The organism is Martelella limonii (genome assembly GCF_013344475.1).
In the GTDB taxonomy this organism is placed as follows: domain Bacteria; phylum Pseudomonadota; class Alphaproteobacteria; order Rhizobiales; family Rhizobiaceae; genus Martelella; species Martelella limonii.
Map to the genome: position 1 here is coordinate 128,713 of NZ_JABUOU010000001.1, position 23,064 is coordinate 151,776.

Sequence of the window (23,064 nt, forward strand, 5' to 3'; positions counted from 1 at the left end):
ATGGCGCTCAATCTCCAGACACCCCTGCCGGTGCTCGACAACGACATCCTCAGGACCTTCGTTGCGATCGCCGAGACCGGAAGTTTTTCGGGTGCTGCCGAAGTGGTTTTCCGGACGCCCTCGGCGGTCTCGATGCAGATCAAGCGGCTGGAGGAGCAGGTCGGCGTGTCGCTCTTCGTGCGCGACGCCCGCTCGGTGCGGCTGACGCGCAGTGGTGAGACGCTGCTTGCCTATGCGCGTCGCATTCTGGCACTTTCCAACGAGGCGATGTCGCGCTTCCGCCATCCTGCGATGCGCGGGGTGGTCCGCCTCGGCGCCACTGACGATATGGGCGAGCGAATCCTCCCCACGGTTCTGAAGCGCTTTGCGGAAGCGTTTCCAAGCGTGATGGTCGATGTCACGATCGACAATTCGATCGGTCTTTCAAAGCGGCTGCGTGAACAGCGTCTCGACCTTACCCTGTTGAACGCAGAGGATCTGCCCGGCAAGGACGAAGACAGCGAACTGATCATGCGCGAGCGCCTCGTCTGGGTCGGCGCGCGATGCGGAACGGCCTATCTGCGGGAACCGCTGCCGATTTCGATGTGGGAAAGCAGTTGCTGCTGGCGCCATGAGGCAGAGCGTGCGCTTTCCGAGGCTGGACGGACCTATCGTGTGGCCTATCTCAGCGCCTCCACGATGGTCCAGCGCGCAGCCGTGACATCCGATCTCGCGGTGGCGCCCATGGCGGTCTACTACGTTTCGGAGGACATGGAAGTGCTGGGTCCGGAGCAGGGGCTGCCCGAACTCGGCTTTTACGATATCAGGCTGAAGCTCTCCGATCAGCGCGGCGAATTGATCGATGCCGTGGCAGATGCAATCCGCCACGCGCTTCAGCCGGCACAGATCGCCAACCGCGCAGCGCGTTCCGAAAAGATATGCGCCTGATCCGTCAAAATATCATGGCGATAAGCGCTCCGGCAGCAAGCAGCACCACCCCCGCGAGGAGCAGGGATACGATGCCGATGGCTATTCCCGCGATGAGGCCGTAGCCGTCGCGTTCGGTATCCGATAGGCCGATCACGGCAAGGGCGAAGGCCGGAAGCCAGTTGCCGAACGGGATCGGAATGAAGACCACGATCGAGAGAAGCAGGGCGAAGGCGCCGAGAAAGCGCTCGCCGTTCCTGGTCTTGAGAAACCAGTTGCGCGGGCGCACCGCGCTTTCGATCCATTGCAGCCATGGCAGGATGCGATCCATCAGCGCGAGGCAGCGCGCGCCATCCATGGAAAACGTCGCGATGCGATGGGGCAGCCAGACCCGCCTGCGCCGCGAGGCCATCATCTGCCAACTCACCAGAATGAGTGGAAGACCGAGCACGAGGGTTGCGCCCGGCGGCAGCGGAATGAGGTTGGGGATGGCGAAGATCACGAGAAATGCTCCGAAGGAGCGCTCCGCAAGCACACCCTCAAGCTGAATGATGCTGATGCGTCCGTCCGGTCCCGGCTGAAGCTGCCCGAGGATGGCGGAGAGTTTGACGATGTCTTCGGAAGCCGTGGTCAGCGCATTTGTCTCCTGTCTCACGACCTAGATAGGGTTCGCGCCGTCTCGGGAAAAGGCTTCGGTGCTGGTGAAAGGCGCGCCAGTCTCTGCCAGATGTGGAAAACCCGCTTCGGATCCTGTTCAAAACCGCTTTCGATGCTGTTCACAAGCTGTGGAAAACACTGTGGAAAACTTTCTGCCATCACGCTTTCCGAAGGGCTTTCGTCAGCAGAAAATTTCGCTTTGGCTGGCATGGCGTCGGAACTTCGCGCTCTACCGCACGTTTATCTGACATCCGAACGAGACATCAGGAGTTCGAAATGTTCAAGGGTAAGATCATCGCAGCTTCCATCCTCTTTGCTGTCGGCAGCCTGCTCGCTTCCTGCGGCAACACGATCGAGGGCATGGGACAGGATACCGCCAACGCCATCGATGCCACGCAGAACGCAGGGCAGTCGATCGACAGCGCAGCAAGCTACTGATCAATCTAGCTCATTAAAAAAGCCCGGGTCGCACGCCCGGGCTTTTTTTGTGCTTAACTTTCAGAAGGCGTTCTGCCATCCGTTATAGAACGGATGATCGGCCATCACCGGCAGGGCAACGGCGCTATAGGTCTTCGCCGACCAATAGGCCGCAGTCGCAAAGTCCAGGCTGTGGCGGGCATCGGCGAGCGTCAGCGGCAGCGGCGTCTTTGCACAGATCGCCTCGTGGAAATGCTGCATCTGCCCTGCAAATCCCGTCGGCGGCGGTGCGAATTCCGCAAGCGCCTCCTCGATCAACCGGGCCGTCTCCGCGTCTTTCGGAATGAAGCGCCAGGGCGCATCCTCGGCCGTGAAATCAGGCCGGCTGTCCGTCTCGATGATCATGTTCTCGAAGCAGAGACGCATCCGGCTCAACGGCTCGACCGAGCCGAGCGTTGCCGACGTGGTGGCGATCGCGCCGCAATTGAGCTCGACGCTCACGCTTGCACAATCCTCGACCTCGATACCGGCATTCACCCGGGTGGCGATCCGCGCAAACAGCGAGCGCACCGGCCCCAGAAGATAAAACATCAGGTCGTTGGCATGGATCGCGTGGTTCATCAGCGCGCCGCCGAGCGCGCCGTTCCAGTTGCGGCGCCAATCGCGCTGGTAATAGGTCTGATCGCGCAGCCAGTGCACCTCGCAGGTGGCGACATAGGGTTTGCCAGCGATGCCCGTCTCGATCAGATGCTTGGCCTTTTGCGCGCCGTCATTGTAGCGGTACTGCATGATCGGCATGACGTGGCCGGAGGAACGGCTTTCGGCATCGAGCAGTTCGTCGATATCAGCGAGCGAGCCGACCAGCGGCTTTTCACAGATCACATGCTTGCCGGCTTGGAGGGCCGCGAGCATCAGGGCCTTGTGGGTTCCAGGCGGAGTGCAGACGTCGATGACATCGACATCGTCCATCCCCAGCACTTCCAGATAGTCGTGCTCGCGGCGTTCGATGCCGAATGCGTCGCCAACGGCGTTCAGCCGGTCGTTGTCGGTGTCGCAGATCGCTGTAACCTCGAATCGCTCCGGGTTGGTGAGATAGCCACGCTCGATATGCGTCTGGCCGACGCCCAGGCCGACGACGGCGACTTTGAGTTTTCTCGTCATTTCAATGTCCTGTAATGCATAAGTCGGACGTATGCGTTCAATGCCGCTCGAAGGCTTGAGGAGCGCCTTTCAGATGCAAATCCGGAAGGGAGGGCGCGCGGAGACGGCAAGGTTTTAGGGATCAAAACAAACTCTGTACAAATCCTGCTTTCAGCAAGCGCTCGCCAGCTTCGCCCTGAGTTTCCGCTGGCGACGGTCTGTCACGTTATCGCCATGATTGGGCTGGTATGGCAAGCCCCCATGCCGTGTTGATTTGAACGCAGTTTCATGCGGGCTTTTCGTAAAATTCCGCAAGTCTTTGTCAGTAAAAGACTTTTCTAGTGTCCGGTTTTGGTCAGAAATCCGTCGACCATTGCCGCGTATCCGGCGCCGAACAGCCGCAGATGGACCAGTGCAGGCCAAAGGCTGTAGACCGCCATGCGCGTTTCAAAACCCGGCTCGGGCGCGGGATAATTGTCGAAGAAGCGGGCATCGAGATGTCCGAAGAGTTCCGCCATCGCAAGATCCACTTCCCCGTGGCCAAAGTAGCAGGCGGGGTCGATCAGGGCCGTGACGCGACCGCCTGCGCACATCACATTGCCGGACCAGAGGTCTCCATGGACGAGGGCGGGCGGCGGCGTGTCCGGTATCAGATCGCCAAGATGGCGGCAGAGCCTGTCGATCCGCCGGGCGAGCGCGGGCGGAATTTCCGAGAGCCCGTTGAGCAGACGGTGGTCGCGCCAAAAGTCGATCCATGAGCGCGTCCGGCCGTTGACGATCACCACCTTTCCGAAGGCAAAGTCACTGTGAAATCCATACGCATTGTCGTCTGGTGCGTGCAGGGCGCGGAGAACATGGCCCAGATCGGCCGTGGCGCCTTCAAACCCGCTCCTGCCTGACACTTCCTCCATGATCAGCACCGTATCGTCGGCCGCGATCACCCGCGGCGCTGGCGCTCCCTTCGCCGCGATCATTCTCAGCATCTCCCCTTCAAGCGCGGGCGCGGCACCCGTCTTGACGATGTGGCGCTCGCCGTCGGCGGTCTCGGCGCGCAACAGGGCGGAAAGATCGCCGCTTGAAAAATGCGAAAGTCTGACGCTTTCGCTCCCAAGAAGGCGCGCGGTGTGGATTTCCAGCTCGTTCATATCGGCTTCCTGACCGGGTGGTGCTTTCGGGTGGCGCTCTGGACGCCGGGGTGATGCTCGCATAAAACCCGCGCAAGCGAAGTATGTATATGCGTGGAGGACAAGCATTTGGCCATAGAAGACGTTCGGACAGAGCCGAGGAACCCCGAGGCCGCCGCCACGGTCATTTCCATACTCAAGCAGCAGTTCGGCGAGAAGCTGCAGACCGGCAAGGCGTTTCGCGCCCAGCACGCGCATACCACCACCTATCTGCCGCCGCAGCTACCCGATGCCGTGTTCTTTGCCGAAAGCGTAGAGGATGTGAAGGCAGTGGTAAAAGTCTGCGCCCAGCACAAGGTCCCGATCGTGCCCTTTGGCACCGGATCTTCGCTGGAAGGGCAGATCAACGCGCCGGAAGGCGGCATTTCGGTCGATCTGTCGCGGATGAACCGCGTGCTCGAAGTCAATGCCGAAGACCTCGATTGCCGGGTGGAACCGGGCATTACGCGCGAGGAACTGAATACCTATCTGCGCGATACCGGCCTGTTCTTTCCCATCGATCCGGGCGCGAATGCCTCGATCGGCGGTATGGCGTCCACCCGGGCGTCCGGCACCAATGCGGTCCGCTACGGCACGATGAAGGATGTCGTGCTTGCGGTCACGGCGGTGACGGCGGATGGCGAGGAGATCACGACGGCGCATCGGGCGCGCAAATCGTCTGCCGGCTATGATCTAACCCGCCTGTTCGTGGGCGCCGAAGGCACGCTCGGCATCATCACCTCGGTGACGCTGAAGCTTTCCGGTATTCCGGAGAAGATTGCCGGCGGCGTTTCCTCCTTCAAGACGCTTGAGGAGGCCTGCAACGCAGTGATCATGACCGTCCAGATGGGCATACCGGTGGCCAGGATCGAACTTCTCGACGCGCTTCAGGTCAAGGCCTGCAATGCCTATTCCAACCTCGACTTTCCCGAGGCGCCGTTGCTGCTGCTGGAGTTTCACGGTAGCGAGGAGGCGGTGGCGCTCCAGTCCGGACAGTTTGCCGAAATCGCTGCGGAATGCGGCGGCTCAGAATTCGTCTGGACCGCCAATACCGAGGAGCGCAACCGGCTCTGGAAGGCGCGCCACAACGCCTATTGGGCAAGCCGTGCGCTCGAGCCGGAACTTGAGGGCCTGTCGACCGACGTCTGCGTGCCGATCTCCCGGCTCGCTGATTGCGTGAGCGAAACCCAGAAAGACATTGCGGCAGAAGGCATTCTGGCACCGGTGGTGGGCCATGCAGGCGATGGCAACTTCCATCTTCTGGTGCTGTTCGATAAGGACAAGCCCGGCGAGATCGAACGGATCGAGGCCTTTACCACGCGGCTTGCGGAACGCGCGATCGCCATGGGCGGCACGTCCACGGGTGAGCATGGCGTGGGCCAGGGGAAGAAGCGCGTGGTTGCCGGCGAGCTGGGCGGCGCGCTTCTCCTGATGCGGGCGATCAAGCAGGCGCTCGATCCGGACAACATCTTCAACCCGGGCAAGATTTTCTAGCGAAGGGACGCTGAAAGCTCGGTCGTGAATGAACTGTGCGCGGTAAAGGGCTGAACTGGCTTGCGATTGCGCGCTGTGTTAGGTTCGCGTGAACGCGGCGCAATCGCCGCAGACGGACAGGGGATCTGAAGCTTGCTGGGACGAATTCTTGTTTTCATAGGCGCTTTTCTGGTCTTCGTCCTGTGTGTCGCGCTGGTGGCGCCGTATTTCATCGACTGGAGCAGTTTCCGGCGCGAATTCGAGGTTCAGGCGAGCCGGGTGATCGGCAAGAAGGTCGAGGTTCTGGGTGACGTCGAAGTGCGCATCCTGCCTTTCCCGGCGATCACCATGCACGAGGTCAGCGTCGGCCGCGATGCCGGCGGCGCGCCTCTGGCGATGGCGGATTCCTTCTCGATGGATGCCGAACTCGCGCCCTTCCTCAGCGGCGAATTGCGCATCTTCAAGATGCAGCTCGACCATCCCGTCTTCAATCTTTCACTGGATGAGAACGGCGCGCTTGCCTGGACCGATACGGGCACCAGCGCGATGGCCGCGCATCGGGTCGTCTTTGAAGACGTGACGGTGGTGGACGGCGAGATCCATCTCTCGGATGCGGCAAGCGGGCGCTCGCGCAATCTGACGGGGATCAACGCGACGCTTTCGGCGAACGCGATCGAAGGTCCGTGGCGCATGGATGGCACGGCGGTGCTGGATGGCCATCCCGGCAGCTTCAGCGTGCTGACCGGCCGGCCCGATCCCGCGACCCGTTCGGTGCGGCTCAGGCTGTCTGCTGTGCCGGAGGAATGGCCGCTTCTTGCCACGCTGGAAGGCGACGTCTCGCTTGCGACGGAAGCACCGGTCTATGCCGGCGATTTCCGGCTCGCGGTCGTTGCCGACGGCGAGGAGGAAGTTCCCCCGCCGCGCGTCAGCGGCAAGTTCGAGCTCACCAACAATTCCTTCGCAGTGCCCGAATACCGGCTGGAGATCGGCACCCGCGTCGACCCCTATGTGATCACCGGCGAGGGCAATTTCGACACGCGGCCGGGCGGAACCTTCCTGCTTACCGGCAACGGTCAGCAGTTCAATGTCGAGCGTCTTTCCGATTACGACACGAACCTCAAGAAGGGCAGGGTGGCGACGCCGAGCGCGCGTGAGCGTCTGGCCGTGCTGATCGGCTTCCTCAACGACGTGCCGATCCCGCAATTGCCGGGCAAGGTCACATTCAGGCTTCCGGCGCTGGTCTCCGGCGATACAACGATCCGCTCGATTGTTCTCGATGCGTCGCCCGATGGCGATGGGTGGCAGATCGAAAACAGTTCGGCAGAACTGCCGGGCCGCACCCAGGTGGAGGCCAGCGGACGGCTGGCGCTCGGCGAGGCCCCTGATTTCACGGGGTCGCTGCTCGTTGCCTCGCGCCAGCCGAGCGGGCTTTCCCAGTGGCTCACCGGCGAGGTCAGTCCGGACATCCGCGATCTTGATCGCGCCGGCTTTTCGGCCGACGTCATCCTGACGCCGTCAAGCCAGGCGTTCGAAAACCTGCAGATCGTGGCAGGCGATGCAGTGCTTGACGGAATGCTATCCAGAAAGGCGGATGGCAGCGCCACGCCGACGCTCGACTTCGATCTTTCGGGCAATGTCATCGATCTCGGAGCGCTCAGGGCGCTGACCGGTCTGGTGGTGGGTGAGGATATCGGAACCGGGCTCAGCGAGCACCGGATCCATGCCACGCTGAAGGCCGGAACGGTGAATGCCTTCGGCCTGTCTGCCGATGTCGTCGATACCGATTTTACCTATCAGACCGGCGCCCTGACGATCGACAGCCTGACGATCGAGGATATCGCCGGTGCCGCCGTCACGCTGTCGGGCCAGGCGCAGATGCTGCGGGATATGCCGAGCGGTTCGGCGCGGGTGACGCTGTCTGCCGCCGATATCGCCGCTTTCGTCTCCGTGCTCGGCGAGCATGCGGGCGAGCACCCTTTGCTGACGATGCTCGACGACGGTGCCATGTGGTTCGACAACACCGAACTTTCAGCCGATCTGAGCTTCGGCCAGGACGGTACCGGCCTTTCCGCCGTGTTTCAGGGCACCGCCAATGGCAGCCGGATTGCAGGCTCCTGGCGGATGGATCACATGTTTGGCCCAGGTGGCCTGAGCGGACAGATGCAGGTGTCGAACCCGGATGCGGCCGTGCTGTTCGGCCAGGCGGGCCTGATGCCGCTTCCGATACCGTCACCGGCGGGCGCGCAGCTTTCCTTGTCCGTCGATCGCGCCGGAGATACGGGACCGGCGACCATCGGACTTCGTGCGGCAAGCGGCGATACGCGGGTCTCTGTCTCGGGCGAGGGAAGTCTCGGCGCGGGTGATTTCCTGACCGGCCGCTATTCCGTCGCGCTCGAAAGTCCGGATCTCGAACCCTATCTTGCGATGAACGCGCTGGCGGTGCCGGGCACGGCATTCGGCGTTCCCGTTTCGCTGAAGGCGTCGCTCGATATCGCGCCTGACCGCTACGCCCTGTCGGCAATCGGCGGTACTATCGACGACAACGGCGTTTCCGGTCAGCTTTCGCTTGCCCGCGGCGAACCCGTCACCCGGATTGACGGTGCGCTTGCACTCGACAAGCTCGACATGGCCTGGCTGGGCGAGGCGGTGTTCGGCCCAGATGTTGCGGACGCGACCGGCGGGCTTTCCGACATACCCTTCGGAAATGCCTATTTCGGCACGGCGGAAGCGAAGGTCGATCTTCAGGCAGCGGCGTTCGATATCGGCATCTTCGAGCCGGTGACCGCCATGGCGGGCAAGCTGGACCTGCGCGGCGGCGGCCTGGCGCTGAACGGGATTTCCGGAAGGCTGATGGGCGGTACGCTGACCGGCGACATGCGGCTCGGCAATACCGACGGCAACGGCTATTTCCAGACCCAGCTCGGCCTTGCCGGTGCGACCCTGCCCGATACGATCTGGAAGGCGGGCGACAGGCCGGTGGTTGCCGGCGGCTTCGACCTCGGCCTCGTGGTGGAGACCACCGCCGATACGGCGGCCGGCCTCAAGTCGCAGGCGAGCGGCTCCGGCATGATCACTCTCAAGTCGCCGACCTTTGCAGGGCTGGATCTCGGCTTCAGCGACGAGCTCCTGGCATGGGCGGATGCCCAGGGCACCGAAATCAACAATGACGCGATTGCCGCCGAGGTGCAGAACCTGCTTTTCGACACCGCAGGCAGTTTCCGGGCGGATGATATCGCCATTCCGTTTTCGATCACCGACGGCGTGTTTCAGGCGCGCAACGTGCTGGTCGACCTTCCCGAGGCCATTGTCTACGGCGCCGCAGAAAGCGATCTTGCCGAAAGCGACCTCGATGCGACGCTCGACGTGGCGCTGAAGCTCGGCGATGCCGGCGAGGAAGGGGCGAGCGCGGGCCTTACAATCGGCTTCAACGGCCCGCTGGAAGCGCCCGCCCGGACGCTGGATCTGACGGAGATCAACAATTACCTCGCGCTGCGCGCCGTCGAGCGCGAACGTCAGCGGGTCGAACGCCTGCAGGCCGACATTCTCGAAAAGCAGCGCTTGCGGCGGGAGGCGGCGCTTTACCGTTCCCGCGAACAAGAGCGGGTTTTCGCTGCCGAGCAGGAGGCTCAGCGCCGGCGGGAAGAGGCAGCGCGCGCCGCCGAGGCGGCAAGGCAGGCGGCGGAAGCCACGCCCGATGATATGCCGCTGCCCGAGCCTTCGCCCCTGGAGGCCGTCCCGCAGCAGCCGTCCGACCCAACGCCGGCGCCTCCTCAGCCGGAGCAGACGACGCCAGCCGCCGCTGAGCAACCAACCAGCCTGCCGCCCGCCGCCGAGCAGCCATCCAGCCAAGCGCCTGCTCAAGAGCAGCCAGCGCCGCAACCGGCCTCCGAAAACACCGAAGCGCCCGCGCCAGACCAATCCTTGCCCGCGCCTTCCGCGCAGCCGGCAAACCCGCCAGCATCATCTGCCGCAGACGTGCAGCCCGAGACGCCGGCGGAGGCGAGACCGGAGGCGGCGCCTGCCACGGAGACGGCCCCGCCAACTGAGGGAGATGTGGCGAACCCCACTGGCTCAGCTTTGCCAGCGACGCCTGAAGAAGCGCCGATCCCAGAACCCTCTCCGCGCGCGGCGGAAGGCGAGCTTCCCGACGGAGCACCGCCGGCCGAGGCCGCACCCGCTGAGACCGCTCCGGAGCAGGCTGAGCCCGTTCTGGAAAAGAGCGACCTCGACAAGCTGATCGAATCCGTGATCGGCGGCGCTCAGGAACTGCGGCAGGAGCGGGCATCTCCTTGAGGCGGCCAAAATCTCGCCCGCTTTGTGGCGCATCAGCCACTCCTTATACACGCGCGAGACGTGCGAGACGCGATGACGCCGGACTTCAAGTTTCGTGTTTCTTTCATTTTGAAACAATGGCTTGTGGGCGTCTCTTGCGTAAATGATCTGAAAGGCTGCAGTGCATGCAAAGGGTGAAGCGACGGTTCCTGATCGCGATCGGCTGGTTGATGGTGGGGCTTGCCATCATCGGCCTGGCTTTGCCCGTGATGCCAACCGTGCCCTTCCTGATCGTGGCCGCTGCGGCCTTTGCCCGTTCCTCGCCGGAGCTTGAAGCGCGGCTGATGGAACATCCCCATTTCGGTCCGCATCTCACCCGCTGGCGCCGCGAGGGCGCGATATCGCTGCCCGCAAAAATTCTGGCCGTGGCGGCAATGGGCTGCAGCATGGTCTCCGTGCTGCTGTTTGCTGCGGCCTGGCCGTGGATCCAGCTCGGGGTCGGTCTGGTGCTTGCCTGCTGCGCGATCTTCGTCATCACCCGCCCGTCGCCAGCATCGGTCCGCACCGAAAACCGATAGGGCAATTCGGCGCCGGGTGGCATCACCTGACATCCGCGCAAATGCGCCAAACGATCACAAAGTGCGGTTGCGTGTTTCCTTCAAACGCGGAGCCGCTCTGGTTTCAGCTTTCCTGCCGGATTTTCGGGGCCAGCGACCAGTCGGGCTTGCTGATGCTCTGGAGTGGTTTCGAGCCGGCATGTTCGATGCGCGCGAGAACGGCGCTTGCCAGTTCCCGCCCGGCCTGGCCGAAATCTTCGCTCATCGCGATGATTTCCGGCTCGATCCAGTTCAGAAAGTCCGCCGGTTGCTTGGCGACCACGTCGACGTCCTTGCCGAGCTTGAGATTGCAGGCCCGCAATGCTGCCATGATCGGAACCGCACTGCTGCCGCTGCAGGCAATGATGCCGTCCGGCGGATGGCTCGATCTGAGCGTTTCCAGAAGCCCTGAACGAATATCGACGAGTGAAGAATCCGTGGAGATCGAGGTCAGCGGCGCTTCCTGGAGAGAGAAATCCCGGAGGCCACGCTCGAAGCCGGCGCGGAAATACTTGTAATAGGTCAGGTGGCTTGGCGGTTGCAGGCTGACGATCCGCCGTCTGCCGCGCTCGGCCAGCATTGCCACGGCATCATGGGCATAAGCCTCGTTGTCGAAGTCGTGGTAGGGATAATCGATCATCCCCTCCGTCCGCCCATGCGCGGCAAAGGGAAGGCCGCGATCGCGCAGTAGCTTGATGCGCGGATCGTCCGGCTCGATTCGCGAGATGATCACGCCATCTGCAGAACCGGTATCGAGAATATAGCGGATCGGCGCCATCTGGTCGTGATGGATCGGCTGAGGCATCAGGACGAGATGATAGGGCGTATCCGCGAGTATCTCGGAGATCCCGAAGATCATCTGGCCCGCCATGCCCATGATTTCCTCCTCGAGGTTGAGCACGAGCGCGATGACATTGGTCTTGCCCGTTCTCAGCCTTACGCCTGCGCGGTTCGGCATATAGCCGAGCTGCTTGGCGACGAGCCGGACCCGTTCCTTCGTGCTTTCGGCAATATCGGGCGCATCCTTGAGCGCGCGTGAAACCGTGGTGACGCCAAGCCCTGTCATGTAGGCGATGGTCTTGAGTGTTGGCCTTGTGTTTCCGGTCTCGCCGGTCCGGCCTGTTATCGCTTTCATGGCATCTCCCCGTCCTGCCGCCGGCCCTTCACTGCCAGCCGTCCCGCACGCGATCCGCGCGCGTCAGAACGGCTTGCGCTGCCGAGGGTCGGCCTCTCCCGTCCTGCCTTGAACATTCGGGGCCTTCGGCGACGGTTATAGCGTCACATCAGGTGATATGCGCCTAAAAAAACGCGTTCAACCCGGGCCTGACCGAATGCCTCCTCCAAGGCATGACATTGTCAGAGCCTAACGCCAAGAAAGCTGCAACGATACAGAAAATTTCTGACGGGCCTCTGCAGCGGCTGTTCGAGGCAGCAACCGTGCAGACATTCATGCGCGCTACGGCTGTGTTTGCGATCGCTCACTCGATCTTTGCAATATTCCCGAAAGCGATATTAAATCCAATAAAAACAAATAATTATACGTATTTTTGCATTGCGGTATAAGCAAGCGCATGTTGCAGGTTCTGTTCTACTAAAGTCGCAACATCGAAAAAAGTCGGATAAAAAGGTTGCTTGCCTACCTGAATTTGCTTACCGTTTTCCGGCAACGTTTCAGTTGGGAGGACAAGATGAAACATGCAATTCTCACCGCAGCGCTGGCTGCCGGTGTCGCGATGCCGCTTTCCGCAAGCGCGACCGATCTCGAAGTAACCCATTGGTGGACATCCGGCGGCGAGGCTGCTGCCGTGAAAGTTCTTGCCGAGAATTTCAACGAAACCGGCAACACCTGGGTCGACAGCGCCATTGCCGGATCCGGATCCACGGCCAACCCGATCATCATCAGCCGCATTATCGGCGGCAATCCCATGGGCGCGACCCAGATGAACACCGGCCGAGACGCCGAGGAGCTCATCAAGGGCGGCCTGATGCTCGACCTGACCGAGCTTGCCGAGAAGGAAGACTGGGCCAGCAAGATCCGTCCCGCCAAGCTTCTCGAAGCGTGCGAATATGAGGGTCACATCTACTGCGTGCCGATCAATATCCATTCCTGGCAGTGGATGTGGTTGAACCGCCATGTCTTCGAGGACAACGGTATTCCGGTTCCCACCAACTGGGCAGAGCTTGTTGCTGCCTCGCCCAAGCTGCGTGAAGCCGGCGTCGTGCCGCTTGCAACCGGCCAGCCCTGGCAGGTCGATGGCATCCGCAACGTGATGCAGGTCGCCCTTGGCGGCGTCGACAACTACCTCGCCGTCAATGGCGAAAAGGACCCGGATGCCGTGATGAGCGATGAAAATCGCGCCATCTGGGAAGGCTTCGCCGAAGCCCGCGAGATGGTCGACGACGCCTATTCCGGCCGTGACTGGAACGTCGCCACGAATATGGTGATCCAGGGTGATGCCGCAGCCCAGATCATGGGCGACTGGGCGCAGGGCGAGTTTGCCCAGGCCGGTCAGGAAGCCGGCGTCGACTATGATTGCCTGCCGGGTCTCGGCAACAATGCCGTGCTTGATACCGGCGGTGACGCCTTCTACTTCCCGAAGACGGATGATCCGGAGATCACGGCCGCCCAGCTTGAGCTTGCCTCGATGCTGGTCTCGCCCGAAACCCAGGTTGAGTTCAACCTCGTGAAGGGTTCTCTGCCGGTGCGCGGCGACGTCGACCTCAATGCCGCAAACGCCTGCATGAAGAAGGGTATCGAAATTCTCGCCGACCCGGACAACGTGCTGCCGTCGACCGAGCAGCTGCTCGATTCCGATACGCAGGGCCAGATTACCGACCTCGCGCTCGAATTCTTCTCTTCCGACATGACGGTCGACGAAGCGATGGAGCGGCAGAAGGAAATCATCGAACAGGCGATGTAAGTCGTCTGGTTGAGCGGCGGGTCGGCGCGATCCGTCCCGCCGCTTCATCCAAACCAATCTCGTGAGGGGAGCAGCAATGGCTGATGTCGCTCGCCGTCCGATGGGCCTGTTCAAGAATCTGAACGCCAAGATTGCGGCAATCCCGATGATGCTCACCGCGGTGGTCATCTTCATCGGCTGTACCGCATGGACGGTCATCTACTCGTTCACCGATTCCCGGCTGCTGCCGAGTGAGAATTTCGTCGGTTTTGCACAATATGATCGCCTGTTCGGCACTACCCGCTGGAATGTGGCGATCGGCAACCTGTTCATTTATGGCGGGTTAAGCCTGATCTTCTCCTTCGTGGTCGGTTTCATTCTGGCGACGCTTCTCGATCAGAAAATCCGTTTCGAAAATACCTTCCGCACCATCTTCCTCTATCCCTTTGCACTGTCGTTCATCGTGACGGGTCTGGTGTGGCAATGGATTCTCGATCCCAATCTCGGCCTGCCGAAATTTCTGGACGGGCTGGGTCTGCCCGGCGGCGATTTCGCGTTGCTCGGCAACAAGCATACAGTCATCTACGCGCTGGTGATTGCGGGCCTATGGCAGGGCACGGGCCTCGTCATGGTGCTGATGCTGGCGGGCCTGCGCGGCATCGATGGCGAGATCTGGAAGGCGTCCAAGATCGACGGCATTCCGGCATGGCGGACCTATATCTTCATCGTCATTCCGATGATGCGCGGCGTGTTCGTGACCACGCTGGTGATCGTCGCCTCCGGCATCGTCCGGGTTTACGATCTGGTCGTCGCAATGACGCAAGGGGGACCGGGCTTCGCCTCGGAAGTGCCGGCGAAATACGTCTACGACCTGATGTTCCAGCGCGGAAATATCGCGCAGGGGCTCGCCGCCTCGACTGTCATGCTGGTTACCGTGTTCATCATCATCGTGCCGTGGGCGCTGATGGAATTCAGAGACAAGAAGAGATAGGCAGATGGCTGATATCGCTTTGAGCGGACCGTCGGGTCCGCGTCCCAAACGCCGGCTCGCGCCCTCCAGGATCATTCTCTATTCCATCCTGTTCGTGGCCGCCGTCTATTACCTGATCCCGCTTTACGTGATGATCGTGACGTCGCTGAAGGGGATGCCGGAAATCCGCATGGGCAACATTTTCGCGCCCCCGGTGGAGATCACCTTCGAACCGTGGGTGAAGGCGTGGAGCCAGGCCTGTACCGGGCTTTACTGCGAAGGCATCAAGGTCGGTTTCTGGAACTCGGTGAAGATCACGATACCCGGCATCATCGTCTCGATCGCGGTTGCATCCGTGAATGGCTATGCGCTCGCCAATTGGCGGTTCAAGGGCTCGGAATTCTTCTTCACCGTGCTGCTCTTCGGCGCCTTCATTCCCTATCAGGTCATGCTCTATCCGCTGGTGATCATCCTGCGCGAACTGCATCTGTTTTCGACGCTGCCGGGCATCGTGCTGGTGCATACCATCTTCGGCATGCCGATCCTGACGCTGCTGTTCCGCAACTATTTCGCCTCGCTTCCGGAAGAACTGTTTAAGGCGGCGCGCGTCGATGGCGCGGGGTTCTGGCAGATCTTCTTCAAGATCATGCTGCCGATGTCGCTTCCGATCTTCGTCGTCGGCATGATCATCCAGACCACCGGCATCTGGAACGACTTCCTGTTCGGCGTGATCTTCGCCGGCCAGCAGAACTATCCGATGACGGTTCAGCTCAACAACATCGTCAACGCGGTGCAGGGCGTGAAGGAATACAACGTCAACATGGCGGCGACCCTTCTGACCGGGCTTGTTCCGCTCACCGTTTATTTCGTTTCCGGACCGCTTTTCGTGCGCGGCATCGCCGCCGGCGCGGTGAAAGGGTAAATGATGAATACCAGTGTCTCCATCAAGGACCTGTCGCTCTCCTTCGGCGCCGTCGATGTCCTCAAGAATCTCGATCTCGATATCCATGACGGCGAGTTTCTCGTGCTGCTCGGCTCGTCGGGTTGCGGCAAGTCCACGCTTTTGAACTGCATTGCCGGGCTGCTCGATGTCACCGGCGGTCAGATCTTCATCAAGGACAAGAACGTGACCTGGCTGGAGCCGAAGGATCGCGGCATCGGCATGGTGTTCCAGTCCTATGCGCTCTATCCGCAGATGACGGTCGAAAAGAACCTGTCCTTCGGACTTCAGGTCGCAAAGGTGCCGAAAGAGGAGATCGACAAGCGCGTGAAGCGCGCATCCGAGATCCTGCAGATCGAGCCGCTGTTGAAGCGCAAGCCTGCGGAACTTTCGGGCGGACAGCGCCAGCGCGTGGCGATCGGCCGGGCGCTGGTGCGCGATGTCGACGTGTTCCTGTTCGATGAACCGCTGTCGAACCTCGATGCCAAGCTTCGCTCCGAACTGCGCGTCGAGATCAAGAGGCTGCACCAGTCGCTCAAGAACACGATGATCTACGTGACCCACGACCAGATCGAGGCGCTGACGCTTGCCGACCGGATCGCGATCATGCGCGGCGGGGTGATCCAGCAGCTCGACGAGCCGACCACGATCTACAATCGCCCGGTGAACCGGTATGTCGCGGGCTTCATCGGCTCGCCGCCGATGAACTTCATGGACGGCGAATTGCGCCGCGACAACGGCAAGACCGTGTTCCGCACCAATGATCACGACTTTTCGCTCGAGGGTTATGACGCCAACGGCACGCTGCCGGAAAGCGGGAAGGTGACGCTGGGCGTTCGGCCGGAGCATATCGTCATCGACAAGGCGCTCTCCAGCGAGCACCTGGAAGTGCATGAGGCAATTGTCGACCTGGAGGAGCCGATGGGCGCCGACAGCCTGCTGTGGCTCAAGCATGCAGGCCACCTGATCACCGTCAGGGTCAATGGCAATGTCCGCTACAAGGTCGGCCAGAAGATCCGCTTTGCCTTCGACATACCGCTCGCCTCGCTCTTCGATGCGGAAAGCGAGCTGCGGCTCTAGGCAGTGCCGGTAAAACGCAGAGACAATAACGACAGGGCTCGGCGGCCACAGTGATGGCGGGAGCCGGAGGAAGCAGATGACAAAACTTGGATTTCAACTTTACAGCGCCCGCAACTACCAGCCGTTTTCCGGGATTTTCAAGAAGCTGGCCGCCGCCGGTTACAGCGAAGTCGAAGGTTATGGCGCGCTCTACGACGATCTCGATCAGGCTGGCCTGAAGCGGCTGGCTTCCGACCTCGAGGCGATCGGGCTGACCATGCCGACCGGCCATTTCAGCCTTGCGATGCTGGAAAACGAGCCGGATCGCGTTCTGGAAATCACCTCCGGGCTCAAGATGGACAGCGTGTTCTGCCCTTATCTGATGGCGGAGGACCGGCCCGCGAGCGCCGACGGCTGGCGCGATTTCGGTGCCCGGCTGGAGAAGGCCGGCGCCCCGGTGCGCGATGCCGGGCTCGTCTTCGGCTGGCACAATCACGATTTCGAATTCGCCGCGCTGGAGGATGGCAGCGTGCCGATGCAGCATCTCCTGGAGGGCGGGCCATCGCTTTCGTGGGAAGCGGATATTGCCTGGATCATCCGCGGCGGCGCCGATCCCTTCAAGTGGATCGAGGCCTGCAAGGATCGCATCAGCGCCGTGCACGTGAAGGATATCGCGCCCCCGGAGGAAAACGAGGACGAAGACGGCTGGGCCGATGTCGGCCACGGCACGGTCAAGTGGAAGGAACTGATGGCGGCGCTGAAGCCGCTCGATATCCGCCATTTCATCGTCGAGCACGACAATCCGAACGATATCGACCGTCTGATCGAACGCTCCTACACATCCTTCCAGTCCTTCTGAACGAGGCATTTCATGACCAGGGAACTTGGTGTCGGCATCCTCGGATGCGGCAATATTTCTGCGACCTATTTTTCACTCTCACCACTTTTCGTCGGGCTGAAGGTGCTCGCCTGCGCCGATATCAATCCTGCAGCCGCCGAGGCGCGGGCTGAGGAGTATGGCGTTCGCGCGCAGAGCGTGGACGAACTGCTCGCCAATGACGAACTTGACGTCATCGTCAACCTCACGATTCCGGGCGCCCATTACGAGATGTCGAAGCGCATTCTCGAGGCGGGCAAGCATGTTTACTCAGAAAAGCCGCTGGTGCTGTCGGTGGAGGAGGGGAAGGAACTCGGCCGTATAGCAGACGAAAAGGGGCTATCGGTCGGCTGTGCGCCGGACACGTTTCTCGGCGGCGCCCATCAGCGGGCCCGCAAATATATCGATGAGGGCGGCATCGGCAGGGTCACGTCCGGAACATGCCATGTGATGAGCCCGGGCATGGAGATGTGGCATCCCAATCCGGATTTCTTCTTCCTGCCGGGCGGCGGGCCGATCCTCGATCTCGGCCCCTATTACATCGCCAATCTCATCAACCTGATTGGACCTGTAAAACGTGTCGCGGCGTTGACCTCCATGGCAAACGAGACCCGCACCATCACCTCCAAGCCCCGCCATGGCGAGATCATACCGGTCAAGACCCCGACCAATATCCATGCGCTGCTGGAGTTTGAAAGCGGAGCGACGATTTCGCTGTCGGCGAGCTGGGACGTGTGGGCGCACCGCCATTCCAACATGGAGCTCTATGGCACGGAGGGGTCTCTGTTCGTGCCGGATCCCAACTTCTTCGGCGGCAAGCTGGAAGCCGCCGGGCGCGATGGCAGCGTGGTTCTGCTCGGCAGCGACGACCATCCATTCGGCAAGCCGAACCAGAATGACCGCGCCAACTACCGGACCGCAGGCCTTGCCGATATGGCGGTCGCCCTGATCGAGGGCCGCGATGCCCGCTGCTCGCTTGCCCGCGCGCTCCACGGCGTCGATGTCATGGCGGCGATTTTGAAATCCGGCGAGACCGGTTCCTTCGTCGAGCTCTCGACTACGTGCACCCAGCCGGCAGCACTCGATGCGGCAGCAGCGGCGGCGCTTTTGCGCTAGAGCGCGCGGCGGGCAGGGCGCTTGGCTTTTCTTCTTTGAACAGCCGATGGATCCGCTGAACGCCGATCCCTTTCCTTGCGTGTCATGCTCGGGCTCGACCCGAGGGTGACACGGAGAACGGGGTGAGATATTTCCAGAAGCAGAGGCGGGCCGCGTTCTGCGGCCCTTGCCATGATCGGGCCTAACTGGTCCCCGCAAGTTCAGGATGAGATGATGAGTTGGACCCCTTCTAAAACGCGCTACGATACGATGAAATACAATCGCTGCGGCGCTTCGGGCCTCAAGCTTCCGGCGATTTCCCTTGGCCTCTGGCACAATTTCGGAGACGATACCGAGCGCCAGCGCAAGGTCGCGATCTGCCAGACGGCGTTTGATGCCGGTATCACCCATTTCGACCTCGCCAACAATTACGGACCGCCCGCCGGTTCTGCCGAGAAGGCCTTCGGCGATATCCTGCGCAACGAGTTTGCAGGCCTGCGCGACGAGTTGATCATCTCTTCCAAGGCCGGCTACGGCATGTGGGAAGGGCCCTATGGCGAATGGGGCAGCCGCAAGAACCTGATTGCCTCCTGCGACCAGAGCCTGAAGCGGCTCGGCCTCGACTATGTCGACATCTTCTATTCGCATCGTTTCGACCCGGATACGCCGCTTGAGGAAACCATGATGGCGCTCGACCAGATCGTCCGCTCGGGCAAGGCGCTCTATGTCGGCATCTCCTCCTATAATTCGGACCGCACGCGCGAGGCCTACCGGATACTCAAGGAGCTGAAGACGCCCTTCGTCATCCACCAGCCGAGCTATTCGATGATCAATCGCTGGGTGGAGGAGGACGGCCTCCTCGATACGCTGGAAGAACTGAAGCTCGGTTCGATCGTGTTCTCGCCGCTCGCGCAGGGGATGCTGACGTCGAAATATCTGAAGGGGGTGCCCGAGGGAAGCCGCGCCACCCAGGGCAAGTCGCTGCGTCAGGAATTCCTGCGCGACGAGACGCTGGAACGGATCCGTTCTCTGAACGCGATTGCCGAGCGGCGCGGCCAGTCGCTCGCGCAGATGGCGCTCGCCTGGGTGCTTCGGGGGGGAAGGGTGACGACCGCGCTGATCGGCGCAAGCCGGCCCGAGCAGGTGCTCGATTGCGTCAAGGCGCTCGACAATCCCGATTTCTCCGATGCGGAGCTCGCCGAGATCGATCAGTATGCCCGTGAGGCGGATATCAACCTCTGGGCCAAGTCTGCGGAGCGCAAGGGCCCCGAACGGAAGAAGTAGCCGAGATCAGTGTGGGCTGAAAAAAAAAAGGGGCCTGCGGGGGGGCACAACTCACCCGCAGGCCGTATCGTCCCGGCCATGCGCGTCCGGGACGATCTGCTTGCGGGCGATTACTCGGCCACAAAGCATTCGATGAGATTGCCGGCGAGATTTTCCACCAGCGTGAAATAGAGGTCAGGTCCGTCTTCGAGGTTCGCACCCAGCGGATCGAGCACGCCTGTGCGTGCATCGGTTCCCTCGATCACGGTATCGACGATCTTCGGCGGGAATTGCGGCTCTGAAAAGACGCAGGCCGCGCCGAGGTCGATGAGCTTGTCGTGAATTTCACGGACGCGCTGGGCGCTTGGCGGGGCTTCGGGGTTGACCGTGATCGAGCCTGCGGCCTCGACGCCGAAGCGATGGCCGAAATAGTGATAGGCGTCGTGGAAGACCACGTAGGACTTGGGTGTCACTGCAGCCAGCTCGGCCGCGATATCTGCCTGAAGCGCGTCGAGGCGCTGGTTCAGCTTTTCGGCATTGGCCGCGTAGATTGCCGCATGTTCGGGATCGTCTTTGGAAAGCGTTTCGGCCATCTGGTTTGCAAAGGCGCGGGCGTTTTCCGGATCGAGCCACATGTGGGGGTCGATTTCGCCGTGATGCTCGTGGCCCGCCTCGTGATCGTCAGAACCGTGGTCGTGCCCGTTGTCGCTATCCTGATCCCCGTCTTCATGAGCCGCCTCATGATGAGCGTCGTCGCCATGGCCTTCCTCTTCATGATCCGCATGCTCGCCGCCTTCATGGTCGTGGTCATGAGGGTCGAAGGCGCCTCCTTCGCGCGGCGCCAGCGTCTCGACACCTGGGGCGTCTTCCAGTTCGACGACATCCGCGTTGCCGCCAAGCGCATCAAGGGGCTTCTCCAGGAAGTGTTCCAGCGACGGGCCGATCCAGAACACGACATCGGCCTCCTGCAGCGCCCGCGCCTCCGACGGTGCCATGCTGTAGGTATGGGGCGAGGCGGCCCCCTTCACCAGAAGCGTGGTCTTGGTCGGTGTGCCCTCCGTCAGCGCCGTCGTCAGGGAATAGAGCGGCTTGATCGACGTCACGACAGAGAATGCGTCATCTGCGAGCGCAAGCGCCGGCGCGGATAGAACGGTCGCTGCGATGAGGGCGGAGCGGAGATATCGCATGAGGAAATCCATTTCATGATCTGGTTTCTGATATGTAATGTTATTACATTCATTGCGTAATGCTATAACGTATGCCATAGAGCCTCGCAAGCCGGAGATCTAAAAAATTGCATGGACATCTGAAAGCCAGGGACCAACTGGTCACGCTCGACAATGCGGGCCTTTACCGTGACGGACGCTGGCTGGTGCGCGGCGTCGGCTTCACAGTCTGCCGCGGCGAGATCGTCACGCTGATCGGGCCGAACGGGGCCGGCAAATCCACCAGCGCACGCATGGCACTCGGCGTGGTTCAGCCGGACGAGGGCAGCGTGCGCCGCGCCGCCGGCCTCAAGGTCGGCTATGTGCCGCAGAAGCTCAATATCGACCATTCCCTGCCGCTGACCGTGCGCCGGATGATGACGCTGACGGGACCGCTGTCGCGGGCGGATGTCGCGGCAGCGCTCGATGAAGTCGGTATCGTGCACCTCGAGGGCGCGGAGGTCCAGACGCTCTCCGGCGGTGAGTTCCAGCGCGCCCTGCTTGCCCGCGCGATCGCCCGCAAGCCGGATCTGCTGGTGCTCGACGAACCCGTCCAGGGCGTCGACTATTCGGGAGAGATCGCGCTCTACAACCTGATCTCGAGGATCCGCGACCAGCGCGGCTGCGGCGTGCTGATGATTTCCCACGATCTCCATGTGGTGATGGCGAAGACCGATACGGTGGTCTGCCTCAACGGCCATGTCTGCTGCACCGGCTCGCCGCAGGCGGTGAGCGGCAGCGAGGCCTATCAGACGCTGTTCGGTGCGCGCGGGGAGGGCGCGCTTGCGCTCTACAGCCATCACCACGATCATACCCATTTGCCGGACGGTCGCGTGCGCCACGCCGATGGCACCATCACCGAGCACTGCCATCCCGATGACGGTCATCACCACGAAGGCCACGACCATGCTTGACGATTTCTTCATCCGCGCGCTTGTCGCCGGCATCGGCGTTGCGCTGATGGCAGGCCCGCTCGGCTGCTTCATCGTCTGGCGAAAGATGGCCTATTTCGGCGACACGATGGCCCATTCCGCGCTGCTCGGCGTGGCGCTTTCGCTGCTGTTCACCGTCAATCTGACGCTCAGCGTGTTCATCGTGGCCACCATCGTTTCTGTCATGCTGATCCTGCTCGAGCGCCGCCGGGCGCTGTCCACCGACAGCCTGCTCGGGATTCTGGCCCACTCAACGCTCGCCGTCGGCCTCGTTATCGTGTCGTTTCTGACCTGGCTCCGGGTCGATCTGATCAGCTTCCTGTTCGGCGACATCCTCTCCGTCACGCGCAGCGACATCGCGGTGATCTGGCTTGGCGGTCTGGTGGTGGTGGCGGCGGTCATCGGCCTCTGGCGACCGCTTCTGGCGGCTACCGTCTCGCCGGAAATCGCGCAGGCCGAAGGCATGCGGCCCGAAGGCGTGCGGTTTGTCTTCATGCTGCTGATGGCGCTTGTGATCGCGATTGCGATGAAGATCGTCGGCATCATGCTGATCACGTCATTGCTGATCGTGCCTGCGGCAACGGCGCGCCGGTTTGCGCGCACGCCGGAGATGATGGCCGTGCTTGCCTCGCTGATCGGAGCGGCAAGCGTTGCGATGGGATTATATTCCTCGCTTTACTACGACACGCCGTCGGGCCCCTCGATCGTGGTCGCTGCAATGCTGATATTCCTGGTCACGCTGCTGCCCTTCGGGGCCAGAAGCCGTCTCCAGTGAGAAGGAGGATCGAATGAGCCGAGCCGGAAAGCTGACCCGCAACCAGACGCTGGTCTTCGACTGCCTTAACGCGGCGGATGCGCCGTTGAGCGCCTACACGATCCTCGACCGGCTGCGCGATCAGGGCTTCAAGGCGCCGCTTCAGGTCTACCGGGCGCTTGAAAAGCTGACCGAGGCTGGACTCGTGCACCGGCTGGAAAGCATGAACGCCTATGTCGCCTGCGCCCATCCGCATCAGGATTGCAGCCATCACGGCATGACCGCGTTTGCGATCTGCGAGGCCTGTGGCACGGTGATCGAATTTCATGCCGACGATATCGAAACCGCGCTCAGCGCGCTTGCGAAATCCCGCGACTTCCGTCCCGCAGGGATGACGGTGGAGATGCGCGGCGTTTGCGGCAAATGCGCCGCGTGATGAGCGGCA

General features: G+C 61.8%; 21 protein-coding genes. 15 read left to right on the forward strand and 6 right to left on the reverse strand.

Annotated features, from left to right (window positions below; all coding sequences use genetic code 11):
* The gene (locus HPQ62_RS00560; protein ID WP_174800567.1) at positions 1 to 927 is read left to right on the forward strand and encodes a LysR family transcriptional regulator; all 927 of its coding nucleotides are present in this window, start codon (positions 1 to 3) and stop codon (positions 925 to 927) included.
* A 4-nt stretch (positions 928 to 931) separates the two neighbouring features.
* On the opposite strand, the gene HPQ62_RS00565 is transcribed toward HPQ62_RS00560, so the two are convergent.
* Positions 932 to 1,561: an exopolysaccharide biosynthesis protein gene (locus HPQ62_RS00565; RefSeq protein WP_342343658.1), complete on the reverse strand. Its 630-nt coding sequence runs from the start codon at positions 1,559 to 1,561 to the stop codon at positions 932 to 934.
* Positions 1,562 to 1,839: 278 nt separating this feature from the next.
* Here HPQ62_RS00565 and HPQ62_RS00570 point away from each other — a divergent pair, with 278 nt between their 5' ends.
* A complete protein-coding gene (locus tag HPQ62_RS00570; protein WP_174800568.1) occupies positions 1,840 to 2,001 on the forward strand; it encodes an entericidin domain-containing protein in 162 nt (53 codons plus the stop codon).
* A gap of 60 nt (positions 2,002 to 2,061) precedes the next feature.
* On the opposite strand, the gene HPQ62_RS00575 is transcribed toward HPQ62_RS00570, so the two are convergent.
* On the reverse strand, positions 2,062 to 3,141 hold the full coding sequence (locus HPQ62_RS00575; RefSeq protein WP_174800569.1) for a Gfo/Idh/MocA family protein: 1,080 nt from the start codon (positions 3,139 to 3,141) through the stop codon (positions 2,062 to 2,064).
* Positions 3,142 to 3,458: 317 nt separating this feature from the next.
* Positions 3,459 to 4,265 (reverse strand): fructosamine kinase family protein, encoded by an 807-nt coding sequence (locus HPQ62_RS00580; RefSeq protein WP_174800570.1) that lies wholly within the window; start codon positions 4,263 to 4,265, stop codon positions 3,459 to 3,461.
* 108 nt (positions 4,266 to 4,373) lie between these two features.
* On the opposite strand from HPQ62_RS00580, the gene HPQ62_RS00585 reads away from it, so the two are divergent.
* The 3 genes from HPQ62_RS00585 (at position 4,374) to HPQ62_RS00595 (ending at position 10,606) form a co-directional block, all read left to right on the forward strand.
* A complete protein-coding gene (locus HPQ62_RS00585; protein ID WP_174800571.1) occupies positions 4,374 to 5,777 on the forward strand; it encodes an FAD-binding oxidoreductase in 1,404 nt (467 codons plus the stop codon).
* 132 nt (positions 5,778 to 5,909) lie between these two features.
* Positions 5,910 to 10,049, forward strand: a complete 4,140-nt coding sequence (locus HPQ62_RS00590) for an AsmA family protein (RefSeq protein WP_174800572.1) — start codon at positions 5,910 to 5,912, stop codon at positions 10,047 to 10,049.
* Between the two features lie 164 nt (positions 10,050 to 10,213).
* The gene (locus HPQ62_RS00595) at positions 10,214 to 10,606 is read left to right on the forward strand and encodes a YbaN family protein (RefSeq protein WP_174800573.1); all 393 of its coding nucleotides are present in this window, start codon (positions 10,214 to 10,216) and stop codon (positions 10,604 to 10,606) included.
* 103 nt (positions 10,607 to 10,709) lie between these two features.
* Here the strand turns inward: HPQ62_RS00595 and HPQ62_RS00600 are convergent, their stop codons facing one another.
* Both HPQ62_RS00600 and HPQ62_RS00605 read right to left on the reverse strand, forming a co-directional pair.
* Positions 10,710 to 11,759, reverse strand: a complete 1,050-nt coding sequence (locus HPQ62_RS00600; protein WP_174800574.1) for a LacI family transcriptional regulator — start codon at positions 11,757 to 11,759, stop codon at positions 10,710 to 10,712.
* Positions 11,760 to 12,159: 400 nt separating this feature from the next.
* Positions 12,160 to 12,321: a hypothetical protein gene (locus tag HPQ62_RS00605; protein WP_174800575.1), complete on the reverse strand. Its 162-nt coding sequence runs from the start codon at positions 12,319 to 12,321 to the stop codon at positions 12,160 to 12,162.
* Here HPQ62_RS00605 and HPQ62_RS00610 point away from each other — a divergent pair.
* The 7 genes from HPQ62_RS00610 (at position 12,313) to mgrA (ending at position 19,749) form a co-directional block, all read left to right on the forward strand.
* Complete coding sequence (locus tag HPQ62_RS00610) at positions 12,313 to 13,545, forward strand: ABC transporter substrate-binding protein (protein ID WP_174800576.1); 1,233 nt, start codon at positions 12,313 to 12,315, stop codon at positions 13,543 to 13,545. The two genes, HPQ62_RS00605 and HPQ62_RS00610, sit on opposite strands and share 9 nt — an antisense overlap.
* Positions 13,546 to 13,621: 76 nt before the next feature.
* Positions 13,622 to 14,515: a carbohydrate ABC transporter permease gene (locus HPQ62_RS00615; protein WP_174800577.1), complete on the forward strand. Its 894-nt coding sequence runs from the start codon at positions 13,622 to 13,624 to the stop codon at positions 14,513 to 14,515.
* 4 nt (positions 14,516 to 14,519) lie between these two features.
* Positions 14,520 to 15,416 carry a carbohydrate ABC transporter permease gene (locus HPQ62_RS00620; RefSeq protein ID WP_174800578.1) on the forward strand — a complete coding sequence of 299 codons (897 nt, stop codon included), beginning with the start codon at positions 14,520 to 14,522 and terminating at the stop codon, positions 15,414 to 15,416.
* A 3-nt stretch (positions 15,417 to 15,419) separates the two neighbouring features.
* Complete coding sequence (locus tag HPQ62_RS00625; RefSeq protein ID WP_174801393.1) at positions 15,420 to 16,514, forward strand: ABC transporter ATP-binding protein; 1,095 nt, start codon at positions 15,420 to 15,422, stop codon at positions 16,512 to 16,514.
* Positions 16,515 to 16,590: 76 nt separating this feature from the next.
* A complete protein-coding gene (locus tag HPQ62_RS00630) occupies positions 16,591 to 17,352 on the forward strand; it encodes a sugar phosphate isomerase/epimerase family protein (RefSeq protein WP_174800579.1) in 762 nt (253 codons plus the stop codon).
* A 12-nt stretch (positions 17,353 to 17,364) separates the two neighbouring features.
* Positions 17,365 to 18,486, forward strand: coding sequence for a Gfo/Idh/MocA family protein (locus tag HPQ62_RS00635; RefSeq protein ID WP_174800580.1), 1,122 nt, complete (start codon positions 17,365 to 17,367; stop codon positions 18,484 to 18,486).
* A 210-nt stretch (positions 18,487 to 18,696) separates the two neighbouring features.
* Entirely contained in the window at positions 18,697 to 19,749 is a 1,053-nt protein-coding gene (gene mgrA, locus HPQ62_RS00640; RefSeq protein ID WP_425312578.1) for an L-glyceraldehyde 3-phosphate reductase, read from the forward strand.
* 110 nt (positions 19,750 to 19,859) lie between these two features.
* Here mgrA and HPQ62_RS00645 read toward each other — a convergent pair whose 3' ends face one another.
* A complete protein-coding gene (locus HPQ62_RS00645) occupies positions 19,860 to 20,915 on the reverse strand; it encodes a zinc ABC transporter substrate-binding protein (RefSeq protein ID WP_174800582.1) in 1,056 nt (351 codons plus the stop codon).
* A gap of 107 nt (positions 20,916 to 21,022) precedes the next feature.
* Here HPQ62_RS00645 and HPQ62_RS00650 point away from each other — a divergent pair, with 107 nt between their 5' ends.
* From HPQ62_RS00650 to HPQ62_RS00660, 3 genes are read left to right on the forward strand one after another with little or no spacing between them, the layout of a single operon-like run.
* Positions 21,023 to 21,847 carry an ATP-binding cassette domain-containing protein gene (locus HPQ62_RS00650; protein WP_244629514.1) on the forward strand — a complete coding sequence of 275 codons (825 nt, stop codon included), beginning with the start codon at positions 21,023 to 21,025 and terminating at the stop codon, positions 21,845 to 21,847.
* On the forward strand, positions 21,840 to 22,640 hold the full coding sequence (locus HPQ62_RS00655; RefSeq protein WP_174800583.1) for a metal ABC transporter permease: 801 nt from the start codon (positions 21,840 to 21,842) through the stop codon (positions 22,638 to 22,640). The genes HPQ62_RS00650 and HPQ62_RS00655 overlap by 8 nt, the downstream gene beginning before the upstream one ends.
* 13 nt (positions 22,641 to 22,653) lie before the next feature.
* The gene (locus HPQ62_RS00660; protein WP_174800584.1) at positions 22,654 to 23,055 is read left to right on the forward strand and encodes a Fur family transcriptional regulator; all 402 of its coding nucleotides are present in this window, start codon (positions 22,654 to 22,656) and stop codon (positions 23,053 to 23,055) included.
* Positions 23,056 to 23,064 lie beyond the last annotated feature (9 nt).

Coding starts and splice junctions, on each gene's coding strand:
- HPQ62_RS00560 (WP_174800567.1), top strand. CDS start 1: ATGGCGCTCAATCTCCAGACACCCCTGCCGGTGCTCGACAACGACATC.
- HPQ62_RS00570 (WP_174800568.1), top strand. CDS start 1,840: ATGTTCAAGGGTAAGATCATCGCAGCTTCCATCCTCTTTGCTGTCGGC.
- HPQ62_RS00575 (WP_174800569.1), bottom strand. CDS start 3,141: ATGACGAGAAAACTCAAAGTCGCCGTCGTCGGCCTGGGCGTCGGCCAG.
- HPQ62_RS00580 (WP_174800570.1), bottom strand. CDS start 4,265: ATGAACGAGCTGGAAATCCACACCGCGCGCCTTCTTGGGAGCGAAAGC.
- HPQ62_RS00595 (WP_174800573.1), top strand. CDS start 10,214: ATGCAAAGGGTGAAGCGACGGTTCCTGATCGCGATCGGCTGGTTGATG.
- HPQ62_RS00600 (WP_174800574.1), bottom strand. CDS start 11,759: ATGAAAGCGATAACAGGCCGGACCGGCGAGACCGGAAACACAAGGCCA.
- HPQ62_RS00610 (WP_174800576.1), top strand. CDS start 12,313: ATGAAACATGCAATTCTCACCGCAGCGCTGGCTGCCGGTGTCGCGATG.
- HPQ62_RS00605 (WP_174800575.1), bottom strand. CDS start 12,321: ATGTTTCATCTTGTCCTCCCAACTGAAACGTTGCCGGAAAACGGTAAG.
- HPQ62_RS00615 (WP_174800577.1), top strand. CDS start 13,622: ATGGCTGATGTCGCTCGCCGTCCGATGGGCCTGTTCAAGAATCTGAAC.
- HPQ62_RS00620 (WP_174800578.1), top strand. CDS start 14,520: ATGGCTGATATCGCTTTGAGCGGACCGTCGGGTCCGCGTCCCAAACGC.
- HPQ62_RS00625 (WP_174801393.1), top strand. CDS start 15,420: ATGAATACCAGTGTCTCCATCAAGGACCTGTCGCTCTCCTTCGGCGCC.
- HPQ62_RS00630 (WP_174800579.1), top strand. CDS start 16,591: ATGACAAAACTTGGATTTCAACTTTACAGCGCCCGCAACTACCAGCCG.
- HPQ62_RS00635 (WP_174800580.1), top strand. CDS start 17,365: ATGACCAGGGAACTTGGTGTCGGCATCCTCGGATGCGGCAATATTTCT.
- mgrA (WP_425312578.1), top strand. CDS start 18,697: ATGATGAGTTGGACCCCTTCTAAAACGCGCTACGATACGATGAAATAC.
- HPQ62_RS00645 (WP_174800582.1), bottom strand. CDS start 20,915: ATGCGATATCTCCGCTCCGCCCTCATCGCAGCGACCGTTCTATCCGCG.
- HPQ62_RS00655 (WP_174800583.1), top strand. CDS start 21,840: ATGCTTGACGATTTCTTCATCCGCGCGCTTGTCGCCGGCATCGGCGTT.
- HPQ62_RS00660 (WP_174800584.1), top strand. CDS start 22,654: ATGAGCCGAGCCGGAAAGCTGACCCGCAACCAGACGCTGGTCTTCGAC.